Raw genomic sequence first — 19,516 nt, forward strand, 5'->3', positions numbered from 1 at the left:
CCCCGTCTTTCCCCCGGAAATGGACGCCAGCGGGTGACGAGCAACGAGCAACGACGCTCATTAGCATTTGCGAACCGTGCAGGTCACGTGTAGGCACGGCAGTGAATGACGAATGTCGATCACTGCCGCGCCAAAATCGACCCAGTGCGGGTTCGATCCCCGTCCGGGGCACAAACAGCATCCTCACGAAGCCGCTTCGGCAGGCGAGTGTGGCCGGTCAGGTGAAAATTCAACTGAACCGATTCCCCGGCGAGCCATGCCGATCTCGCATGATTGCCATGAGAAACGCTCGTTGGTCGCGTACCGCCGACGACCATAAAGTGGTCGTGCGATGACCTGGACTCGTCGGCCGGAAACGTGGCGGCCGACGGATTTCCCGGCAGCCACAAAGGATTCCCGCCCGCGAGCCCGCGTCGATCGAAACGAGTCCGGCAATGCCTCGTATTGTGCACAGTGACCCGCCCGGCGTACCCGCGCCGCCTCCGGGGGCCTTCTCTCACGCCGTTCGCGTGAATGGAGACTCCGGCGCCCTGCTGTACGTTTCCGGGCAGATCGCCGTCGACGACCAAGGCGCGCTGGTGGGGAAGGGCGACGTCGGCAAGCAAACGGAGCAGGTTTTCGACATTCTCGGCAGGATTCTCGCCGCGCACGGCGCCGGTTTCGACGACGTGGTCAACATCCGGACGTTCTTGACCGACATGGACCAATTGCAGGGCTACTTGGCCATTCGTAAACAACATCTGACCGGGACGCCGCCTTCCAGCACCACCGTCGAGGTGAGCAGGCTGTTCAATCCCGACGCGCTTTTGGAAGTCGACCTCGTCGTTTCGCTTCCGGCGTGAGGTCCGGGGTCTTCGCCAGGTCGGCGGCCACGGAACGCAGATCCGCGAGGAACGCGGACACCGCCGGATATCGGTGCGCGTGCGGGGGAACGGCCGCGTACACGGTCCGTCTCGGCGGATCGGGGGCGAGCGGCCGCACGGCGATCCTCGCCGGGACGTGGGGAGTCATCATGCCGGGGACGAGGGCCACGCCGAGCCCGTCGGCCACCAGTTCGAGTTTGACCATCCACTCGCCGGCGCGCAGCGGCGTGTGCGGGATGAACCCGGCGGTGGCGCAGGTGGCCTGCAGCGCGGACACGGCTTCGACGGTGTCCGCGACGATCCAGTGCTCGTCGGCCAGTTCGGCCAGGGGGACCTCGTCCCGCGACGCCAGCCGATGTTCTTCGGGCAGGGCGACGTGTATCCGGTCCTCGACGAGATGATCCAGGTGGATGCCGGTGAGATCGGGATTCTTGTGGGTGCTGACCACGGCGATGTCCAGGTCGCCCGCCCCCAGCAGGCGCAGCAGTCGCTCGGTGGTCCCTTCCTGTAGCGCCAGCGAGATTCCCTCGTGCCGGGACTGGAAACGTTTCAGCGCGCCGGAAACCAGCGCCAGGTTCGCGGTGGGAAAAGCGCCGATCCGCAAGTGCCCGACGTCGAGCCGCCGGACGGCGTCCAGTGCGCGAATGGTGTCGGAGAACCGTTCGAGGAGCGCTTTCGCGTGGGGCAGCAGATGTTCTCCGGCCGGGGTGAGCCGGACTCCTCGAGCCCGCCGGGCGAACAGTTCCACCCCCCAAACATCTTCTAGGGAAGCCATTTGCCGTGAAACCGCGGACTGGGTGTATCCACCCGCGGAGGCCGCGGCGGTGAACGATCCGCGTTCGGCGACCGAAACGAACGTTCGCAGCAAAACCGGGTCCGGTAGCTCTGAAGGCACAGCGCTCGATCTTACGCCGTTCGGGGACGCGGCGGCTTGACTTCGGCGACGAAAGGGCAGAGGAGGGGGCAGTCGAGCGTGGTGCCCGGGTCGCTGTGGGAGGGTGAAGTACGCGAATCTGGGTGGCTGTAAGGGAAACGCGCGCCGGTGGAGAAGTTTTCCTTCGAGGGCAACCGATTTCCTTTTCGGTGCGTCAAACGATAGTAATAGGTCAGATGCCGTCTTGGGGGCGGTATCCGGATCGGACGTTTCCAACGTGGGATTCGACGGGGGACAGGTCTTGGACGTGAATACCGGAGATGCCGGGGAATACGGGCATGAAGATGATCGGAGCCCTGTCGTCATGGCTCCGATCGCCTCACTGCTGCCCTCCGATTCGCCCAGGATCGGTGGCGAAGACGTGGAGCACGTGCGTGAGCTGGCGGAGCTGGACACGAGTTTGCCGCCGATCGTCGTGCATCGCGTGACGATGCGGGTGATCGACGGGATGCACCGGCTGCGGGCGGCCGTGCTCCGCGGTGAAGAGCAGATCGCGGTGCGGTATTTCGACGGCACCGACCTGGACGCGTTCCTGCTGGCGGTCCGGCTCAATTCCACGCACGGGCTGCCGTTGTCCCCCATCGATCGCGCGTCGGCGGCGGCACGGATCATCCGTTCCCATCCGCACCTGTCGGACCGCGCGATCGCCGAGTCCACGGGACTCGCGCACAAGACCGTGGCCGCCATCCGGTCCCGCTCGGCGGGAGAGGTCCCGCAACCGGAAACGCGGGTCGGCCTGGACGGGCGCGTCCGCCCGCTCAACGCCGCGCAGGGGCGTCTGCGCGCCCGTGACCTGATCGCCAGTGACCCGAAGGCTCCGTTGCGTCAGATCTCGCAGTCCGCGGGCGTCTCCGTGAGCACGGCGAGGGATGTGCGCGAACGGTTGCGGCGTGGTCAGGATCCGGTTCCGTTGCGGCAGCGTCGTGCCAAGAAGTTCCCGGCTCCACCGCATCGCGGCCAGGCGGCCTCCGAGGCCGGTGACGGGTATACGGCCGATTCGCTCGCCGAGGACGCCGTCGCGGCCTTGGAGGCCTTGCGCATGGATCCGTCCTTGAGGTTCACCGAAGCGGGACGCACCGTGCTCCGGTTGCTCGATGTCCATGTACTCGGGACGGAGGGCTGGGACAGGCTGGTCGACGGTATCCCCGAGCACTGCAGTGTCGCCGTCGCGGACATCGCCCGTAGCTGCGCCGAGTCCTGGCGCGAGTTCGCCCGTCAGCTGGAGCAGCACCGGCCGGAACGGCCGGCGGCCGCCGAGTGAGCGTGTTTCCCGGCGGCCGCTGAGCGAGCTCGCTCAGCCGGACGTGGCGGGCGGGTTCGCCGCCCGCCACTCGGCGGCGAGTATCGACCACACCTCGATGTCCTGACCGACGCCGTCCATGGGGAACGCCTCGCGAAGCATGCCTTCGCGCTTCATCCCGAGCCGCCGCGCCACGGCGATGCTCCGTTCGTTCGCCGGAAAGGTGCGCCATTCGACGCGGTTCATCCCACGCTCGTGGACGGCCCAGTCGATCATCAGCCCGGCCGTTTGCTGGATCAGCCCGCGTCCTTGCGCTTCCTGCGAGAGCCAGACGCCGATCTCGCAGGTCGAAGTCCGGGGTTCGAAGATGCGGAACAGGGTGCCGCCGGCGAGTTCGCCGTCCAGCCAGATCCCGTAGATCCGTCCGCCGTCGGAGGCCTGCTGATCGGCGTACCGCTGGAGGAACTGCCGGGCGGTCTCCTCGTCGACGATGGTCCGGGCCCAGGGCAGCCACGGCGCCAGGTGTTCCCGGGCCCGGTGGACGTAGGCGGCGAATTCGGCCGCCAGCCAGGGTTCGAGCGCGCGGAGATCCGCGTCCGGGGCGAGGCGGTGACGCAGCAAGGCGATCCTCCGTTTTGATCGGTTGACTTCGTTTTGATCGGTTGATTGGACGTTACCGCAGAAAAAGGCGGGGAATCCCGGCCCGTTCGTGTTCGAGTGGGGAGAGTTCCCGGTCGAACACCGGCCTGTGCTATTCCAGGACGATCATGTCGTGCTCGGCGGAGATGCGCCCGATCTCGGTCTGGTCGAGCGGCTGGTCTCCGCCGGCGGAGACCAGCGCGCGCAGGACCCGGTCCCAGCCGCCCGGCGCGTTGATGTTGAGCATGCGCACCGGGGCGTCGGTGTCGTTGCGGTAGCAGTGCGCGACGCCGGGAGGAAAACAGGCGTACGAGCCGGGGCCCGCGGAAACGGTGCGCTCTCCGATGCGCAGGGTCACGGTTCCTTCCAATACATAGAAGGAATCGCATAGGCGTTCATGGCGATGCAGTGGCGGGCCGCTCGCGCCGGGCCGAAGCCGGTGTTCGACAACGGAGAACGCTCCGCCCGTCGCGTCTCCGGAAGCCAGCACCAAAGAGACATTGCCGTCACCGTAGGTGAGGATTTCACCTTTGTCCGAGGTGCGAAGAAAGATCGCGGGAAGTGTCATGCGGCAAAAGATATCCATGATCCGCATGGTGTGACCGCCTTGGGTGCGACGCGGGAGAATCCTTGCCTCGATTGGCGTATTGATGGCACCGCCCGCATCACCTAGCTTGGCGATCGGGGCTGGGGTGCGGTGAAACAGGCGGGCTTCTACTGCCTGGCAAGGTTCTGATCTGTTCAATCATGTTCTGGGGGATGTTGCTTCATGGGGTCTGCCGAACACGCGACAAGGACAAAACCTTCTCTGGTGAATTCTTTCTCGGCGCCCGCCTCCGGCAAGGGAATAGCGACCCTGGTGGAGGAATGGGTAAAGCGCCGGCCGGAGACCTGCGCGGTGCGCGAACCGGTCACCGGCCGGTCGATGAATTACCGTGAGCTCTGGCAGCACGCCGGACGGCTCGCCGAGGTTCTCATGGCCCAAGACGTGCGCCCCGGCGATCTTGTCGCGGTCGATCTCCCACGCTCCCTCGACTTGGTGGTGGCCTTTCTCGGGGTCGTCCGGGCCCGCGCGGCCTACCTGCCCTTGGACGTCCACGCCCCCGCGGAACGCATCGCCGATATCGTCGAGGAATCGGGTTCGCGGGTGCTGATCTGCGCCCCGCAGGCCGAAGCCGGACGCCAGGCGATTCTTCCTTCCGGTGTGCGGGTGTTTTCGGTGCCGCAAGAGCGGGGCGAGACGGATTCGACGGCACCGATGGAAGCCGCGGCCGGTGAGGATCCGATCTACGTCACCTACACCTCGGGTTCCACCGGACGGCCGAAAGGCGTCGTCATCCCGCATCGCGCGGTGAACCGGTTGGTGGTGGAGCCGAACTACTGCACGATCGACCCGGGCGATCGCGTCGCGAACACGTGCAATCCCGCCTTCGACGTGACCACCTGCGAGATTTGGAGCACGCTCACCTCCGGCGGGACCATCGTGCCCTTTCCCCTGCTCACCGACGTCACCATGAACGCCTGGGCGGATTTGGTGCGCACCGAGGAAATCACCACGATGTTCCTCACCACGTCGCTGTTCCACACGGTGGCCTGGGAGCGTCCTGACGCATTCGGCTCGATGAAGAACCTGGTCGTCGGCGGGGAACAGCTCGACCTCGCCGCGGTCCGGCGGGTGCTCGCCGCGCGGCCGCCCGCCCGGCTGGTGAACGGTTACGGGCCGACCGAGGCCACCGCCTTCGCCACCTTCTTCGCCTGCACCACCGAAAGCCTGGCCGGTGCCGAACGGATCCCCATCGGGTACCCCCTGCAGAAGACGACGGTCCACGTAGTGGACGAAGACCTGAACCCGGTGCCCGCCGGGGAATCGGGTGAGCTGTGCCTCGGTGGGCCCGGGGTGGCCACCGGCTACCTGAACCGCCCCGAACTCACCGCGGAACGCTTCGTGATCGCGCCGTCCACCGGTGAGCGGGTGTACCGGACCGGAGACCTGGTCCGCGAGGTCGCCGGTGGTGTCTTGGAAATGCTCGGCAGGAAGGACCGGCAGATCAAGCTGCGCGGCTTCCGGATCGAGCTGGAGGAGATCGAGCGGGTCGCGGTTTCCACGGGTCTCGTCGATGCCGCGTTCGTGGAAAAGGTGGGTGAGGGGGCGTCCGCCGAGCTGGTCGCGTTCCTGTTGCCCGCCAAGGGAACAGACGAAGACCCGACTGACGCGCTGGCGGGGGAACTGACCGCGAAACTGCCCGGCTACATGATTCCCGCCCATTGGCACGTGCTGCCCGAGTTGCCGGTCGGCGCGACCGGGAAAGCGGACCGCGCCCGGATGCTCGCGTTGTTCGCCGAAGCGGGCCGCGACGAACCAGCCGGAGACGATTCTTCCGACGACCCGGTTCTCAGTCAGGTCAAGGGAATCCTGCGAGACGTGCTGGGCAGGTCGAACTTCTCCGCCGCCGACAACTTCCTCGACATCGGCGGGAATTCCGTCCTCGCCGTCCAGGTCGCGTCCCGGATCCAGCAGCGGTACGCGGTTCCGCTGGAACCGGCGGACGTGCTCCTCGCCGAATCCTTCGACGCGCTGGCGGTCCACGTCCGCACGGCGGCGTCGTAACCGATGGCCATCCGCGTCCACGGAGCAACGAACCACCGGGGGAACCGTTGACCAACTCGACCTTGCCCGCGCTGACCCGGTCGGGCGCTCGTGTCGCGCCGCTGTCGTTCGCACAGGAACGGCTGTGGTTCATCGACGCCACGACACCGGGTTCGGTGACCTACAACGTCCCGATGTTGATGAACTGGCGCGGCCGCGCGGACGTCGAAGCGCTGCGCGCCGCTTTGACCGCCGTGGTGGCGAAGCACGAGATCCTGCGCACGACTTACCAGGTCCGAAATGGACAGCCGGTGCAGGTGGTCGGGGACCTCAAGGACGCCGGGGTCGCCGGGGCCGCCGAGGCCGCCGAGGTCGAGGTGATCGAGCTCGACGGCGTCGCGGACGCGGGGCAACGGATCCGTGCGGAAGCCGGGGAACGAGCCGCGAAACCGTTCGACCTGGCCGCGGGTCCGCTCCTGCGCTGTACGGTGTGGCGCGGCGCTCCGTCCGGGGACGCGCTCCTGCTGGTGATCCACCACATCGCCGTCGACGGCTGGTCGATCGCGGTGCTGCTGGAAGATCTCGGCAAGGCGTACCAGGACGCGATCGAGGGACGGCCGGCGTCGTTGCCCGGACTGGACGTCCAGTACGCCGATTTCGCGGTGTGGGACCGCGCGGCCGGTGCCGATCCCGAGCTGCGGCAACGGGTCGCCGACCGTGCGGCGGATCTGCTGACCGTGCCCGGCGGGGTGAACCTCACCGGCCGACGGGCCAGGGCGGGCTCCCCGGAAGGTGCTGTTCCCGGTGCTCAGCACACCTTCACGGTGCCCGGACCGGTGGTCGCGGACCTGCGAGAGCTGGCGAAGACCCTGCGCGCGACACCGTATGTGCTGCTCTTCGCCGCGTTTCAGCTGGTGCTGCGGCGGTGGTCCGGGCAGCCGGAATTCCTGGTGGGGACACTCGCCGCCAACCGCCCGCATCCGGACCTGGAGAAACTGGCCGGGTTCTTCGTCAACACCGTGCCGCTGAAATGCCGTTCGGAAACGGACTGGACGTTCGCCGAACTCTGCGGGCAGACCCGGAAAGAGGCGTTCCGGTCCCTTACCTACCAGCGGATCCCGTTCAATCAGCTGACCGCTGAGGTCGCCGCGGCGAAGGGCGCCCGCGTCGGACTGGTGGACGTGGGATTCGCGCTGCAGAACGTGCCGGCGCCGAAGCCGCCCGCTCCGGAGTTGTGGACTCCGCCGGTCCAGCTTCCGACCGGTACGGCCAAGTTCGACCTCCTTCTGTTGCTGGAGGAGGCACAGGACGAGATCACCGGCATGGTCGAGTTCGCGACCGATCGCCACCCCGGCGGCATGGGCCGGTTCGTCGGCGACGATTTCCTGGCCGTTCTCACGAAGGCGGTGGCCGAACCCGGCAGTACCGTTCGCGACCTGCTCGCCGGGATCGACGACGTCGACGACAGGCTGGCGGGCTGGGAGCCGGACCCGGAGGACGTCGCGGAAGAGCCCGAGTGGCCTCCGGCCGAGGTTTGGCGGGGCGAGTTCACCGAGGAGCAGCGGTGGGCCGCGGACCTCTTCGTGGACGTGCTGCCCAAGGTGGCCAAGGGAGATCTGACGCTCACCGTCGCGGACCTGGTTCCGGAGACGAACTTCTTCTCCCTCAGCGGGCATTCCCTGCTCGCGGTCCACATGCTTTCCGAGGCTCAGCGGCGCCACGGTATCTGGGTGCCCCCGGCCGACTTCCTGGCCGACCCCACGGTCGCCGGGCTCGGCCGGTTGCTCGCCGCGGGTGCCGAAGCACCGGCCGGAAAGCCCGTCGGCACGGCACCGGATCCGGCGGACCGGTACCCGGCGACTTCGGTGCAGCAGCGATTCTGGTTCCTCGACCGGATCGCCGGGCTGCGGTCGGCTTACGTGCTCCCCATGGTGATCGAACTGCGGGGCGCGATCGACCAGGACGCGCTCCGCCGGGCGCTTCAGCAGGTCCTCGGCCGCCATCCCGCGTTGCGTTCCCGGTTCGAGCTCGACCGGAAGCTGCGGCGGCTCTTCTACCGCACGGACTCGCCGCCTCCCGAGATCATGGTGAGCGACGGTGAACGGTGGGACGACGCCCGGCTCGAAGCCCGGCTGGCGAAGGTGAGCTGGGACGGGTTCGACCTGGCGACGGGAGCGCTCGCGCGCGCCGAGGTCATCACGCGGAAAGACCGGATGCTGGTCGTGGTCAGCGCGCACCACATCGTCAACGACGGGTGGTCGCAGCAGATCCTGTCCGAGCAGCTGGCCGAGGCCTATCGGGCCGAGCGGGAAGGCAGGCCCGCCGAGCTTCCGGCATCCGTCCATCCATCCCAAGTGGACGGTTCGAATTCATCCGCGGCCGCCTCACGGGAAGAGCGGGCCGCCGTGCGAGTGTCCGAACTGGACGGTGCCCCGACCGATGTGCTGCTCCCGTACGACCGGCAGCGGACGAACACCCAGCCGACCCTCGGCGCGTCCCGCCGGGTGAAGCTCGGGGAAGAACTGACGGCCCGGCTGCGCGAGGTCTGCGGCGAACTCGGCTGTACCACCTTCATGGCGACAGCGGCGCTGCTCGCGAGCACCCTCGGCGGCCGGAGTGGGCAACGGGACTTCCTGTTCGCGATCCCTTGGGTGGGCCGGGACGCGCCGGAGTCCGCGAACGCGGTGGGCATGTTCGTCAACACGCTGGTGCTCCGGGTGGATTCGAGTGGTGAGCCCACTTGGCGGGAGCTGCTCGGCCGGGTCCGTGAGGCGAGCGTTTCCTGCTACCGCAACGCGGACGTGCCGTTCGACGCGATCGCGTCGGCGGTGCATCCCGACCGCGGCCTCGACCGGCCGCCGGTGACGCCGGTGTACCTCGCTTCGGCCGACGGCGTGCCGACGCCCGCCGAGCTGTCTCCCGGCATCGAAGCCCGCTACCTCCCGCTGCGGCCGCTGCACGTCAAGTACGAGTTCGAGCTCACCGTCACCGAACTCGCCGACGACCTGCTGCTGTCCGCTTCCTATCTGACCGACCTGTTCGACGAAGACACCATCACCGATCTTCTCGCCACGCTCGTGACGAAGGCGATGAACCTGACGGCTGATCCGGATGCGAAAGCGAATAAGGGGAACTGAAGTGAACGAGACCGTGATCGCTGAGCCCGACATCGTCGGCAAGGTGCGAAGCGCGTGGGCGGACGCGCTCGACATCGCCGTCGAAACCGTTCCGCTGGAGGTCAACTTCTTCGACGCCGGTGGCAACTCGCTGCTGTTGCTGCTGCTCTGGGAGCAGCTCAACGGAATGACCGAACGCGACCTCAGAGCTGCCGACCTCTTCGAGCACAGCACGGTGGTGGCACAGGCCGCGTTGCTCGGCAGCGAGGAGACCGCCGGACCCGCGGAGCTCGGCGGTCGCGAACGCGGCCGGTTGCTCGGCATGGCACGGCGCACCCAGTCGACCGAAGCGGGCAACTGACCCATGACGAACGAGACCGATATCGCGGTCGTGGGCGCCGGTTGCCGTTTTCCCGACGCCTGGACCCCGGAACGCTTCTGGCGGAACCTCGACGCCGGTGTGGTTTCCATGCGGGAACAGGACGAGGACCGGCTCCGGGCGTCCGGTGTGTCCGATGCGGACCTGAAGGCGCCTGACTTCGTCCGGGTGGCCGCGACCCTGCCGGGAGCGGAAGACTTCGCCGCCGAGTTCTTCGGGGTGTCGCCCACCGAGGCCGAGACGATCGACCCGCAGCACCGGCTGCTCCTGGAAAGCTGCTGGGAGGCGCTGGAGTCCGCGGGACATCCGCCGCGCGCGGACGGTCCGGTGACCGGCATCTTCGCGGGAGGCGCGCCGAGCCGGTACTCGGCCGCGCTGCTCGCGGCGAAGACCATGGAGTCCGGGCTGATCGAGGCGTTCGACGACCTCGGGCTGACGCTGGGCGGCCTCGGGGACCTGATGACGTCGAGGATCGGCTACAAGCTGGGGTTGCGCGGGCCGACCGTCGGCGTGCAGACGGCTTGTTCGTCCTCGCTGTACGCGGTGCATTACGCGACCCTGAGCCTGCTCTCCGGCGAATGCGACATCGCGCTGGCCGGCGGTACGACGATCGCCGAGCCGGTCACCGGGTACCGGTACCAGCCGGGCGGCCTGACCTCCGAGGACGGCTACTGCCGCTCCTTCGACGCCACGTCGACCGGAACCGCGTTCAGCTCGGGGATCGGCGTGGTGGCCCTGCGCAGGCTTTCCGACGCGCTCGCCGACGGCGATCCCATCCTTGCGGTGGTCCGCGGCAGCGCCATCGGGAACGAGGGCTCGAACCGGCCGGGCTTCACCGCGCCGACGCCGTCCGGGGTCGCCGACGTGGTCGCGGCCGCGCTGCGGGTGGCCGACGTCCCGGCACGGCTGCTGCGGTACGTCGAGGCGCACGGGTCGGGCACCGCCCTCGGCGATCACATCGAGCTGCTGGGGCTCACCGACGGCCTGCGGGCCACCACCTCCGACAGCGGATTCTGCGGGCTCGGCTCGGTGAAGGCGAACATCGGGCACACCGGTGCCACCGCCGGTATCGCCGGTTTCCTGAAGGCGGTGCACATCGTGCGCACCGGGAACCTGCCGCCGCAGCCGATGTTCGACCGGCCGCGGGATCCCGGCATCCTCGCCGAAAGCCCGTTCTTCGTGCCGACTAGCGCGAGTTCGAACCTCGACCGGGACCGGCACGTGCTGGTCAACTCGATGGGCGTCGGCGGCACGAACGCCGTCGCGGTGCTCGCCCCGCCGCCCGCGCCCGTGCGGCCCCCGGCACCGGAGACCGAGGTCGTCCGGCTGGTGCTGTCCGGGCGCAGTCGCGCCGAACTGGACGCGCTGTCCGTGCGGCTCGCCGATGAGCTGGACACCGGCGCGCCCGCCGTCGCGGACGTGGCGCACACGCTGAGGGTCGGACGACGGTCCTTCACCGAGCGGCGGGTGGTGACCGCCGCGGCCGGCGAGCTCGCGTCGGTGCTGCGCCTGCCCCGCCCGCCCGCCGCCCGCACGATGCGCACCACCGCCGCGCGGCGCGCGATCGTCGTCGCGCCGGAAGGACTGGACGTGCCGCGCGCGGTGCTCGCCGCGTTGCCCGGCAAGCCCGAGGTGGTGCGGGAGGCGCCCGCGCGACCGTCGGCGGACGAGTTCGTGCTGCTCGTCGGCACCGGCGAACCGGGACCGGCCCGCCACGTCCTGGCGCTCGAACCGGACACCGACCCCGGTGTGCTCGCGGACCGGGTCGAGGAGGCGCTCACGGCGGCCTGGCTGCACGGCGTCGACGTGGCTTGGGAGACGGTCTCCGGTGGCCGTGGCCGCCGGGTCGCGCTGCCGACGTATCCGTTCTCCCGGCGCCGGTATTGGGCGCTCGACAGGATGCCGCCGATCGCCGCGCCTTCGAGCTGGTCCCGGCCCGCCGAGTCCACTGTGGACACCGTGAGCGCGGTGAACCCGGAGGAGCCCGGATCGATCGAGGCGGAACTGCTCGACCTGTGGCGCGATCTGTTCGGCGTCTCCACGATCGGCGTGGACGACGAATTCGGCCTGCTCGGCGGGACCTCCCTGCTGTACGTGCAGATGGCCCTGAAGGTCCAGCAGCGCCACCAGGTCCTCATCAACGTGCACCGCTCGGGCGGCAGCCGGACCACGGTGCGCAGGGTCGCCCAGATCGTCCGGGGCAAACTCGGCGCCGAAGGCAACGAAGCCGTTTACCAGGTCGCGGACGGGGACGGCGACCTGATGGACGCCGACCTGCAACTGCCGTTGGCCGACGTGGCCGAAACGGAAGCGCCGGGTACCGATGTGCTGCTGACCGGCGCGACCGGCTTCCTCGGCGCGTTCCTGCTGCACGAGTTGCTGGCCTCGACCGAGGGCAGGATCTACTGCCTGGTGCGGGCCGCCGACGAGGCCGAGGGCCGGGAGCGGCTGAGCAACGCGGCGAAGGCGCTGGGGCTGCCCGAAACGGACTCGGACCGCGTCCACGTGGTGCCCGGCGACCTGCACGACGTCGCCAGGGTCTGCCGCGAGTACCGGGACGGCGAGCTCGCCAAGCAGGTGGGCCGGGTGTTGCACTGTGCGGCCCGGGTGGTCTTCACCGAGCCGTACCGGGTCCTGCGCGAGAGCAACCTGCTGCCGATGGTCGACCTGCTGTCGTGGATGCGGGGCAACGGAATCCGGGACTTCTCCTTCGTCTCCACCGTCGCGGCGACCGGGATCGCGATGGGCACCGGCGGGAAGATCCTGGAGACCAGGGAACAACCGCTGGATCCCGAGCAGGGCGGGTACGGCGTCAGCAAATGGGTCGGCGAACGGCTGCTGGAACGGGCCGAGCGCGACGGTATGCGGGTCCGGGTGTTCCGGCCGGGCGTCATCGTCTCTTCCCGGGCGACGGGGGCCTGCAACGAGAAGGACCTGGTCTGGCATCTGCTGGCCAGCGGTCTCGCGGTGGGCGCGCATCCGCTCGACGAGCGTGCCTGGCCGATGGCGCCCGTCGACGTGGTGGCCAAGGCCATCGCGGAACTCTCGTTCGTCCCGGGTTCGGTCGGCCGCGCGTATCACCTGGTGCACGAGAAATTGATCAACCCGCGGCAGATGTTCGAGCTGCTGGCCGAAGCCGGCCTGCCGACCGAGGCCGTCGATCCGGAGGAATGGAAGCGGCGGGTGGCCGAGAAGGCGCTGGCGACGGGTGACGAGGTGCTGTCGAACATGACCCTCTACGAACTCGAGGGCGAGGAGAACCTCGGCGAGGACGACATGGAAGCCAAGGGCTGGCAGGACTGGCTGAGCCGTTCCGGACTGAGTTCCGAACCGACCGGAGAGCTGCTGCGCGGCGGGCTGGAGTACCTGGCCGAAGGCAAGGCCGCGGCGGGCGAACTGGTGGCGAATCTCGTGAGGACGAGGGGAACGCGCTCATGACCAGGGAAGACGGCTCCGGCGCGATCGGTATCGGCGCGATGCACTGCCTGCTGCCCGAAGACCGGGTGGCGGTCACGGACCTGCCGGAATTCACCCAGCTCGGCCATGAAGAGCTCCAATTCGTCGAGAAATGCGGCGTGCGGACCGTCGGGGTGTTCACCGAGACCGAGCAGGCCGCCCTCGCCGCGCAGGCCTGCCGGGAACTGCTGGCCGAGCATCCGGTCGACCCCGACATCCTGCTGATGGTCGGCCCGCGGTCACCGGACGTGCTGCTCGGCTCGGACGTGTGCCGCGTGCAGGCGGAGAACAAGATGGACTCGGCGTTCGCCTTCAGCGTGGACGGGCTGGGCTGCACCGGCTCCAGCGCCGCCTGGGCGCTGGCGCGGGACCTGCTGGTGGCCGATCCCGGCCGCGAGAGCGTGATGATCACGCACACCAGCCGTCCGACCGGGGCGGACCGGATCCGGTTCCCCGTCACCGTGGTCGGCGACGGCGCGTACGCGATGACGATGGTCCGGGGCGGCCGTCCGGTGCTGCGAGGGCACCGGCAGGAGACCGACGGCTCCTTCAACGACCTGTTCCGCGTGGACTACAAGCAGACGCCCTGGTACGAGTGGCGCGAAGAGTGCCTGGACCTGTCCAGGTACACCTTCGAACTCGCGACGCACAGCCAATTCCGGCTCAGCCGCCTCGTCGACCGGGTCCTCGCCGAAGCCGGAGTCGGCAAGGACGCCGTCGCCACCACCCTGATGCAGAACGTCGCGGCGAGCGCGTTCGGCTTCTACACGTCGCTGCTCGAACTGCCGATCCACGACGTCTGCCTGGCACAGCTGACCGAGTACGGGCACCTCGGCGCGATGGACGTCGTGCTCAACCTCGACCGGCTGCTCGCCACCGGCGAGCTGTCCGAGGGCGATCTCGTGCTGGTGCTGAACAACAGCCCGGTGGCGGCCTGGGCGGTGACGTTGTGGGAAGTCTGAACGGCACACCGGAAACGCTGTACGACTGGTTCGCCGCGTCGGCGACCAGGTGGCCGGACGAGATCGCGGTCGAAGTGCGGGAGGTCGGCCTGACCTACGCGCGGCTCCACGAATGCGCGCTGGCGCTCGCCGGCCGGATCGTCGCCGAGCACGGCCGCGCGCCGGAGCGAATCGCGCTGCTCGCTTCCCGCAGCGTGGTCGCGTACGCCGGCTATCTCGCCGGCCTGTACCTCGGCTCGGTCCTCACCCCGCTCAATCCGGAGTATCCGGCGGCCCGCAACCGCACGGTCTGCGAGCTGGCGAACGTGGACCTGGTGCTGGCCGACGAAGCGGGCTCCGCGCAGCTCGGCGATGACCTCACCGCCACTGTGCTCACGCCCTCCGACGAAGACGTGCTCGCGGCCCGGCCCACCGGCGGACCACGGCCGCGCGAGACGACCGGTGACGACGTCGCGTACGTCCTGTTCACGTCGGGCTCCACCGGCCGCCCCAAAGGCGTGCCGATCCGGCACCGCAATCTGTCGCCTTACGTGGCGCACAACATCGAGCGCTACCAGGTGAAGCCCGGCTGCCGGATGTCGCACGCCTTCGATCTGACCTTCGACCCGTCGGTGTTCGATCTCTTCGTCACCTGGGGCGGCGGCGCGACCCTGGTCGTCCCGCGGCGTACCGAACTGCTGACCCCGGTGGACTACCTGGCCCAGCGCCGGATCACGCACTGGTTCTCGGTGCCCTCGGTGGTTTCGGTCAGCGCGGACCTCGGCAACCTTCCGACCGGACGGGTGAGCGAGCTGCGCTACAGCCTGTTCATCGGCGAACAGCTCACGGGACGGCAGGCGCGGGAGTGGCGGGCCGTCGCGCCGGACGCGGTACTGGAGAACGTCTACGGCCCGACCGAGCTGACCGTCGCCTGCACCGAATTCCGGCTGCCGGACGATCCGGGACACTGGCCCGTCACCACGAACGACACGGTGCCGATCGGTCCGGTGTACGACTTCCTCGACCACGTGATCCTGGACGAGGCCGGGCTTCCCGCGGCGGAGGGCGAGCTCTGTGTCCGCGGCTCCCAGCGTTTCGACGGCTATCTGGACCCTCAGGACGACGTCGGCCGGTTCCTCACCCACGACGACACCGGGACGACGGTGTACGACGGGACCGAGCCGCTGACCGAGGCGCACTACTACCGCACGGGGGACAGGGTGCGGTGGGAGTCCGGCAACCTGGTCCATTTAGGACGGTTGGACAACCAGGTCAAGGTCCGCGGCTACCGGATCGAACTCGGCGAGATCGAGGCGGCCATGCGGCGGCACCCCGAGATCCGGGACGCGGTCGTGCTCGCGATCAAGAACGAGGACGAAACCGAACTCGTCGGCTGCTACACGGGTGAGCCGCAGGCGCCCCTGCGTTTCCTGCACTGGCTGTGCGACCAGGTGCCCATCCACATGGTCCCGCGGCGCTTCGAGCATTTCGATTCCTTGCCCCTCAACGCCAACGGCAAGATCGACCGGAACGGGTTGCGCGATCTGCTGCCCGCCCGCCGCCCGGTCAAGGCGTAGCGATGGACATCCGAAACCGCGCAGAGAAAGGAATCGCTCGCTGATGTCCTACCTCCGAGAACTGATCCCCCCGCCGGGGCCGGTCCGCGTGCTGTGCCTGAGCAACCTGGCGAAGACCGTGGGCAACGGCGTGTTCATGGCGGTGAGCATCCTGTTCTTCACCCGCACCGCGGGGATCCCGGCCGGTGAGGTGGGGCTCGCGCTCACGATCGGCGGAATCCTCGGGATGGCGGCGAGCGTGCCCGCCGGGCAGGCGGCCGACCTCCTCGGCCCGCGCAACACCACGATCGTCTTCATGTGCCTGCAAGGCGCGCTGATGTGCTGCTACGCCTTCGTCGGCGGGTTCGTCACCCTTCTGGTGGCGACCAGTCTGGTGCTGATCGCGGAATCCGCGACGGACGCGGCGCGGGGCGCGCTCATCGCCGGGATCACGCGGCCGGAGGAACGGGTCCGCGCCTGGTCCTATCTGCGGTCCATCAGCAATCTCGGGGTTTCCCTCGGCGCGGTGGCGGGCGGTATCGGGTTGCACTTCGACACCCGCACGGCCTACATCTCGGTGTTGATCGGCGGCGGTCTACTGGTCATCTCGGCGGGGTTGGCGTATTTCAGGCTGCCCACCGTGCCGCCGGTACCCGCGCAGTCCGAGGGCGCGCGGCTCGTCGTGCTGCGCGACAAGCCGTACGCGACGATTTCCTTGCTCAACGCCGTGCTCACCATGAACACGGTCATCCTCACCGTCGCGTTGCCGCTGTGGATCATCCAGCAGACGAAGGCACCCGCCTGGCTGTACTCCGCGCTGCTGTTGCTCAACACGGTCACCGTCGTACTGCTCCAGGTGCGGACCAGCAAGGGAAGCGATCTGCCTCCCGGCGGGGCCAAAGCCCTGCGCCGGTCGGGTTTCCTGCTGGCGGCCTGCTGCGCGCTGTTCGCGCTCGCGGCCGGGCAACCGACCTGGCTGGCGGTGCTCATCCTCGTCGCCGGTGCGCTGGCGCACGTCTTCGGCGAGATGCTGTGGAGCGCGGGTTCGTGGTCGCTGTCCTTCGGCCTCGCACCCGAACACGCGCAGGGCCAGTACCAAGGGTTCTTCGGCATGTCGACGCAGTTCGGCACGATGGTCACCCCCGTGCTGGTGACCGGGTTGATCGTCGGTGTCGGCCAGCTCGGCTGGCTGATCTTCGGGGTGGCGATGATCGCCGCGGGCGTGGCCGCGCCGTCGGCGACCAGATGGGCCCTGCGCACCCGACAGCCGTCCGCATCCGCGACCGAATCCGTGACAGGGGCGTGACATGGACTTCAGCCTGTTCTACTTCGCCAACGACAGCCACGAACGTGACCGCAACCGCTATCAGCTTCTGCTGGACGGGGCGCGGTTCGCGGACGCCAACGGCTTCACGGCCGTGTGGACGCCGGAGCGGCATTTCCATTCCTTCGGCGGTCTCTACCCCAACCCGTCGGTGACCGGCGCGGCGGTGGCCGCGATCACCGAGCGGGTGCAGATCCGCGCCGGCAGTGTGGTCGCGCCGCTGCACCATCCGATCCGGATCGCCGAAGAGTGGTCGGTGGTGGACAACCTCTCCGGCGGACGGGTCGGCCTCTCCTTCGCGTCCGGCTGGCACGCCGTGGATTTCGCGCTGCGCCCGGAGAACTACCGGGACCGCAAGCAGATCCTGGTGGAGTACGTGGACCAGGTGCGCAGGCTGTGGCGTGGCGAGGCCATGTCCGTCGTCGACGGTGTCGGCACCGAGCAGCAGGTGCGCGTCTTCCCGCCGCCGGTCCAGCCGGAGCTGCCGGTCTGGGTCACCAGCGCGGGCAACGCCGAAACCTTCCGCGCCGCCGGGCGGGCCGGTGCGGGCCTGCTCACCCACCTGCTCGGTCAGGACCTCGACGAGCTCGCCGAGAAGATCGCCGAATACCGCCGTGCGATCGCCGAACGCGAAGACGCCGACGGATGGCCGGGGCGGGTCGCGCTGATGGTGCACACCTGCCTCGGCGACGACGAGGACGAGGTGCGCGAACAGGTCCGCGAGCCGCTGCACGACTACTTGCGCAGCTCGCTCGGTCTGCTGCTGGGTTCCCAGCTCAACGGCGCGCGCAAACTCGATCCGGCCAAGCTGCACAAGGAGGACGTGGATTTCCTGGTGGGGCGCTCGTTCGACCGGTACTACGACGACGGCGCGCTTCTCGGCACGGTCGGCAAAGCACAGAAGATGGTGGAGCGATTCCGTGACGCCGGAGTCGACGAGGTCGCCTGCCTGATCGACTTCGGGGTGCCCACCGAGACCGTGCTGGCCGGTTTCGAACACCTCAACCAGGTGCGGGAGCTGTCGACCGCGCCCGCCGGCTCGTGAACCCTCGCGACGGCGGCACGCGGGAGGCGGCCCCGCCCGCTTCCAGCCTCGAACGGACCGGGGAACGGTTCCGCCGCACGGCGAGCCGGTTCCCGACCGGGGTCACGGTCCTGAGCACCGTCGTGGACGGGCAGCCGCACGGAATGACCGTGAACGCCTTCACCTCGGTTTCGGTCGACCCGTTGATGATCCTGGTGTCGGTGAACCACGATTCGCGGACCTACCGGCACATCAGCTCCTCGGCGGTGTTCGCGGTGACCATGCTCAGCGCCGGCCAAGAGGGCGTCGCCCGTGCCTTCGCCGACCCGAAACGCCCGTCCGGTGCGCGCTCCTTCGTGGACATACCGTGGCGAGCTGCCCCGTACACCGGCTGCCCGATCCTGCCCGAAGGGGTCGGCTACTTCGACTGCGTGCTGGACCGGATCCATCCCGTCGGCGATCACGCCGTCCTGATCGGCGCGGTACGCGCGTTCGACGTGCTGACCGGCCGCCCTCCGTTGTTGTTCCTGCACAGCGAGTTCACCGAACCCGGCCGACCGAGTCCGAAAGGGAAACAGCGATGAGTCCACAAAGGACCGACAGTGCGGAGTTCCGTGCCGCGGTCGAGCGGCTGCGGGTGCCCGGAATGGGTACGGAATCCGTCGGGCCGCTGCTGAAGTCGCTCGTCCACCTGGTCCGCCCGCGCCGGGTCCTCGAAGTGGGAATGGGCTACACCACGCCGTTCCTGGCGGGCGCTCTCGCCGAAGTCGAGGAACTGGTGCGCGCCGAGTCGGAGGCGCTGGCCGCGAAGTCCCGGCCCTACCTCGACCGCGAAGGCGAGCTGGACGAAACCTGGCTCAACGAAGAACCTCCGCTGGCGCGACCCGATTACTACCTCGAGCCGTATCGGCCCACCCTCGTCGCGGTGGACGATCTGTCCATCGAGGAATCTTCCGCGGGCAGGGTGCGGACGGTGCTGCGGGAACTGGACCTCGAAGACCGGGTGACGGTCGTGAACGCCGACCTGCGCGAGTGCGCGGACCTCCTGCCCGCGGAGCTGACGCCGATCGACCTGGCGTGGGTCGACGCGTGGGAGTGCCTGTACTTCGTGGACAACTTCTGGGAGCTGATCAACCCGGACGGCGGCCTGGTGATCCTGCACTACCTGATGACCTATCCCGAGGGGGACGCGATTCTGCGCTATCTGGCGGGAATCCAGCGGTCCAAGTCCGGCGAGATGGAGATCGTGAACCTGCTCGAACCGCACAAACTCGCGCAGAACAGCTTGACCGTGCTCCGCCGCACCGGCGGCGCGGTGAAGCGGCGCTACGCCCGGGCGGGCACCCAGGTCGTCGATTTCAGCGACGAACTGCGGTCGAGCGTGATCGAGCACGCGGCACAGGCCGAGCAGGACAAGGCCCCGCTGGCGAAATGACGACAACGCAAGGGATTCATCC

General features: G+C 68.7%; 16 protein-coding genes. 13 read left to right on the plus strand and 3 right to left on the minus strand.

The window, feature by feature from the left end; all coding sequences use genetic code 11:
- Positions 1–509 precede the first annotated feature (509 nt).
- Positions 510–842 carry a RidA family protein gene (locus tag ACLJPX_RS14160; protein ID WP_199192890.1) on the plus strand — a complete coding sequence of 111 codons (333 nt, stop codon included), beginning with the start codon at positions 510–512 and terminating at the stop codon, positions 840–842.
- On the opposite strand, the gene ACLJPX_RS14165 is transcribed toward ACLJPX_RS14160, so the two are convergent.
- The gene (locus tag ACLJPX_RS14165; protein WP_410600477.1) at positions 790–2,103 is read right to left on the minus strand and encodes a LysR family transcriptional regulator; all 1,314 of its coding nucleotides are present in this window, start codon (positions 2,101–2,103) and stop codon (positions 790–792) included. The genes ACLJPX_RS14160 and ACLJPX_RS14165 overlap by 53 nt on opposite strands.
- Between ACLJPX_RS14165 and ACLJPX_RS14170 the strand changes: the two genes are divergently transcribed.
- Positions 2,102–3,058 carry a ParB/RepB/Spo0J family partition protein gene (locus ACLJPX_RS14170; RefSeq protein WP_410600478.1) on the plus strand — a complete coding sequence of 319 codons (957 nt, stop codon included), beginning with the start codon at positions 2,102–2,104 and terminating at the stop codon, positions 3,056–3,058. The two genes, ACLJPX_RS14165 and ACLJPX_RS14170, sit on opposite strands and share 2 nt — an antisense overlap.
- Positions 3,059–3,091: 33 nt before the next feature.
- On the opposite strand, the gene ACLJPX_RS14175 is transcribed toward ACLJPX_RS14170, so the two are convergent.
- Both ACLJPX_RS14175 and ACLJPX_RS14180 read right to left on the minus strand, forming a co-directional pair.
- The gene (locus tag ACLJPX_RS14175) at positions 3,092–3,658 is read right to left on the minus strand and encodes a GNAT family N-acetyltransferase (protein ID WP_410600479.1); all 567 of its coding nucleotides are present in this window, start codon (positions 3,656–3,658) and stop codon (positions 3,092–3,094) included.
- A gap of 130 nt (positions 3,659–3,788) precedes the next feature.
- Positions 3,789–4,166 (minus strand): cupin domain-containing protein, encoded by a 378-nt coding sequence (locus ACLJPX_RS14180; RefSeq protein WP_410600746.1) that lies wholly within the window; start codon positions 4,164–4,166, stop codon positions 3,789–3,791.
- Between ACLJPX_RS14180 and ACLJPX_RS14185 the strand changes: the two genes are divergently transcribed.
- The 11 genes from ACLJPX_RS14185 (at position 4,074) to ACLJPX_RS14235 (ending at position 19,494) form a co-directional block, all read left to right on the plus strand.
- The gene (locus ACLJPX_RS14185; protein WP_410600767.1) at positions 4,074–4,349 is read left to right on the plus strand and encodes a hypothetical protein; all 276 of its coding nucleotides are present in this window, start codon (positions 4,074–4,076) and stop codon (positions 4,347–4,349) included. The genes ACLJPX_RS14180 and ACLJPX_RS14185 overlap by 93 nt on opposite strands.
- A gap of 138 nt (positions 4,350–4,487) precedes the next feature.
- Complete coding sequence (locus ACLJPX_RS14190; RefSeq protein ID WP_410600480.1) at positions 4,488–6,284, plus strand: non-ribosomal peptide synthetase; 1,797 nt, start codon at positions 4,488–4,490, stop codon at positions 6,282–6,284.
- Between the two features lie 47 nt (positions 6,285–6,331).
- The gene (locus ACLJPX_RS14195) at positions 6,332–9,400 is read left to right on the plus strand and encodes a condensation domain-containing protein (protein WP_410600481.1); all 3,069 of its coding nucleotides are present in this window, start codon (positions 6,332–6,334) and stop codon (positions 9,398–9,400) included.
- 1 nt (position 9,401) lies between these two features.
- Positions 9,402–9,740 carry an acyl carrier protein gene (locus ACLJPX_RS14200; protein ID WP_410600482.1) on the plus strand — a complete coding sequence of 113 codons (339 nt, stop codon included), beginning with the start codon at positions 9,402–9,404 and terminating at the stop codon, positions 9,738–9,740.
- 3 nt (positions 9,741–9,743) lie between these two features.
- A complete protein-coding gene (locus tag ACLJPX_RS14205; protein WP_410600483.1) occupies positions 9,744–13,196 on the plus strand; it encodes a thioester reductase domain-containing protein in 3,453 nt (1,150 codons plus the stop codon).
- On the plus strand, positions 13,193–14,176 hold the full coding sequence (locus ACLJPX_RS14210) for a 3-oxoacyl-[acyl-carrier-protein] synthase III C-terminal domain-containing protein (RefSeq protein ID WP_410600484.1): 984 nt from the start codon (positions 13,193–13,195) through the stop codon (positions 14,174–14,176). Before ACLJPX_RS14205 ends, ACLJPX_RS14210 begins: the two co-directional genes overlap by 4 nt.
- Positions 14,164–15,732, plus strand: coding sequence for an amino acid adenylation domain-containing protein (locus tag ACLJPX_RS14215; protein WP_410600485.1), 1,569 nt, complete (start codon positions 14,164–14,166; stop codon positions 15,730–15,732). Before ACLJPX_RS14210 ends, ACLJPX_RS14215 begins: the two co-directional genes overlap by 13 nt.
- A gap of 43 nt (positions 15,733–15,775) precedes the next feature.
- Positions 15,776–17,017 (plus strand): MFS transporter, encoded by a 1,242-nt coding sequence (locus ACLJPX_RS14220; RefSeq protein ID WP_101610568.1) that lies wholly within the window; start codon positions 15,776–15,778, stop codon positions 17,015–17,017.
- Position 17,018: 1 nt separating this feature from the next.
- Complete coding sequence (locus tag ACLJPX_RS14225; RefSeq protein WP_410600486.1) at positions 17,019–18,080, plus strand: MupA/Atu3671 family FMN-dependent luciferase-like monooxygenase; 1,062 nt, start codon at positions 17,019–17,021, stop codon at positions 18,078–18,080.
- Positions 18,077–18,643, plus strand: a complete 567-nt coding sequence (locus tag ACLJPX_RS14230; RefSeq protein WP_410600487.1) for a flavin reductase family protein — start codon at positions 18,077–18,079, stop codon at positions 18,641–18,643. Before ACLJPX_RS14225 ends, ACLJPX_RS14230 begins: the two co-directional genes overlap by 4 nt.
- Positions 18,640–19,494, plus strand: coding sequence for a hypothetical protein (locus ACLJPX_RS14235; RefSeq protein ID WP_410600488.1), 855 nt, complete (start codon positions 18,640–18,642; stop codon positions 19,492–19,494). Before ACLJPX_RS14230 ends, ACLJPX_RS14235 begins: the two co-directional genes overlap by 4 nt.
- The last annotated feature ends 22 nt before the right edge of the window (positions 19,495–19,516 follow it).

It is taken from the genome of Amycolatopsis sp. lyj-90, from assembly GCF_046549035.1.
In the GTDB taxonomy this organism is placed as follows: Bacteria; Actinomycetota; Actinomycetes; order Mycobacteriales; family Pseudonocardiaceae; genus Amycolatopsis.

Bases quoted from the DNA above. Each gene is read 5' to 3' on its own strand.
- ACLJPX_RS14225 (WP_410600486.1), top strand. From the start codon at position 17,019: ATGGACTTCAGCCTGTTCTACTTCGCCAACGACAGCCACGAACGTGAC.
- ACLJPX_RS14205 (WP_410600483.1), top strand. From the start codon at position 9,744: ATGACGAACGAGACCGATATCGCGGTCGTGGGCGCCGGTTGCCGTTTT.
- ACLJPX_RS14185 (WP_410600767.1), top strand. From the start codon at position 4,074: ATGGCGATGCAGTGGCGGGCCGCTCGCGCCGGGCCGAAGCCGGTGTTC.
- ACLJPX_RS14220 (WP_101610568.1), top strand. From the start codon at position 15,776: ATGTCCTACCTCCGAGAACTGATCCCCCCGCCGGGGCCGGTCCGCGTG.
- ACLJPX_RS14170 (WP_410600478.1), top strand. From the start codon at position 2,102: ATGGCTCCGATCGCCTCACTGCTGCCCTCCGATTCGCCCAGGATCGGT.
- ACLJPX_RS14210 (WP_410600484.1), top strand. From the start codon at position 13,193: ATGACCAGGGAAGACGGCTCCGGCGCGATCGGTATCGGCGCGATGCAC.
- ACLJPX_RS14235 (WP_410600488.1), top strand. From the start codon at position 18,640: ATGAGTCCACAAAGGACCGACAGTGCGGAGTTCCGTGCCGCGGTCGAG.
- ACLJPX_RS14165 (WP_410600477.1), bottom strand. From the start codon at position 2,103: ATGACGACAGGGCTCCGATCATCTTCATGCCCGTATTCCCCGGCATCT.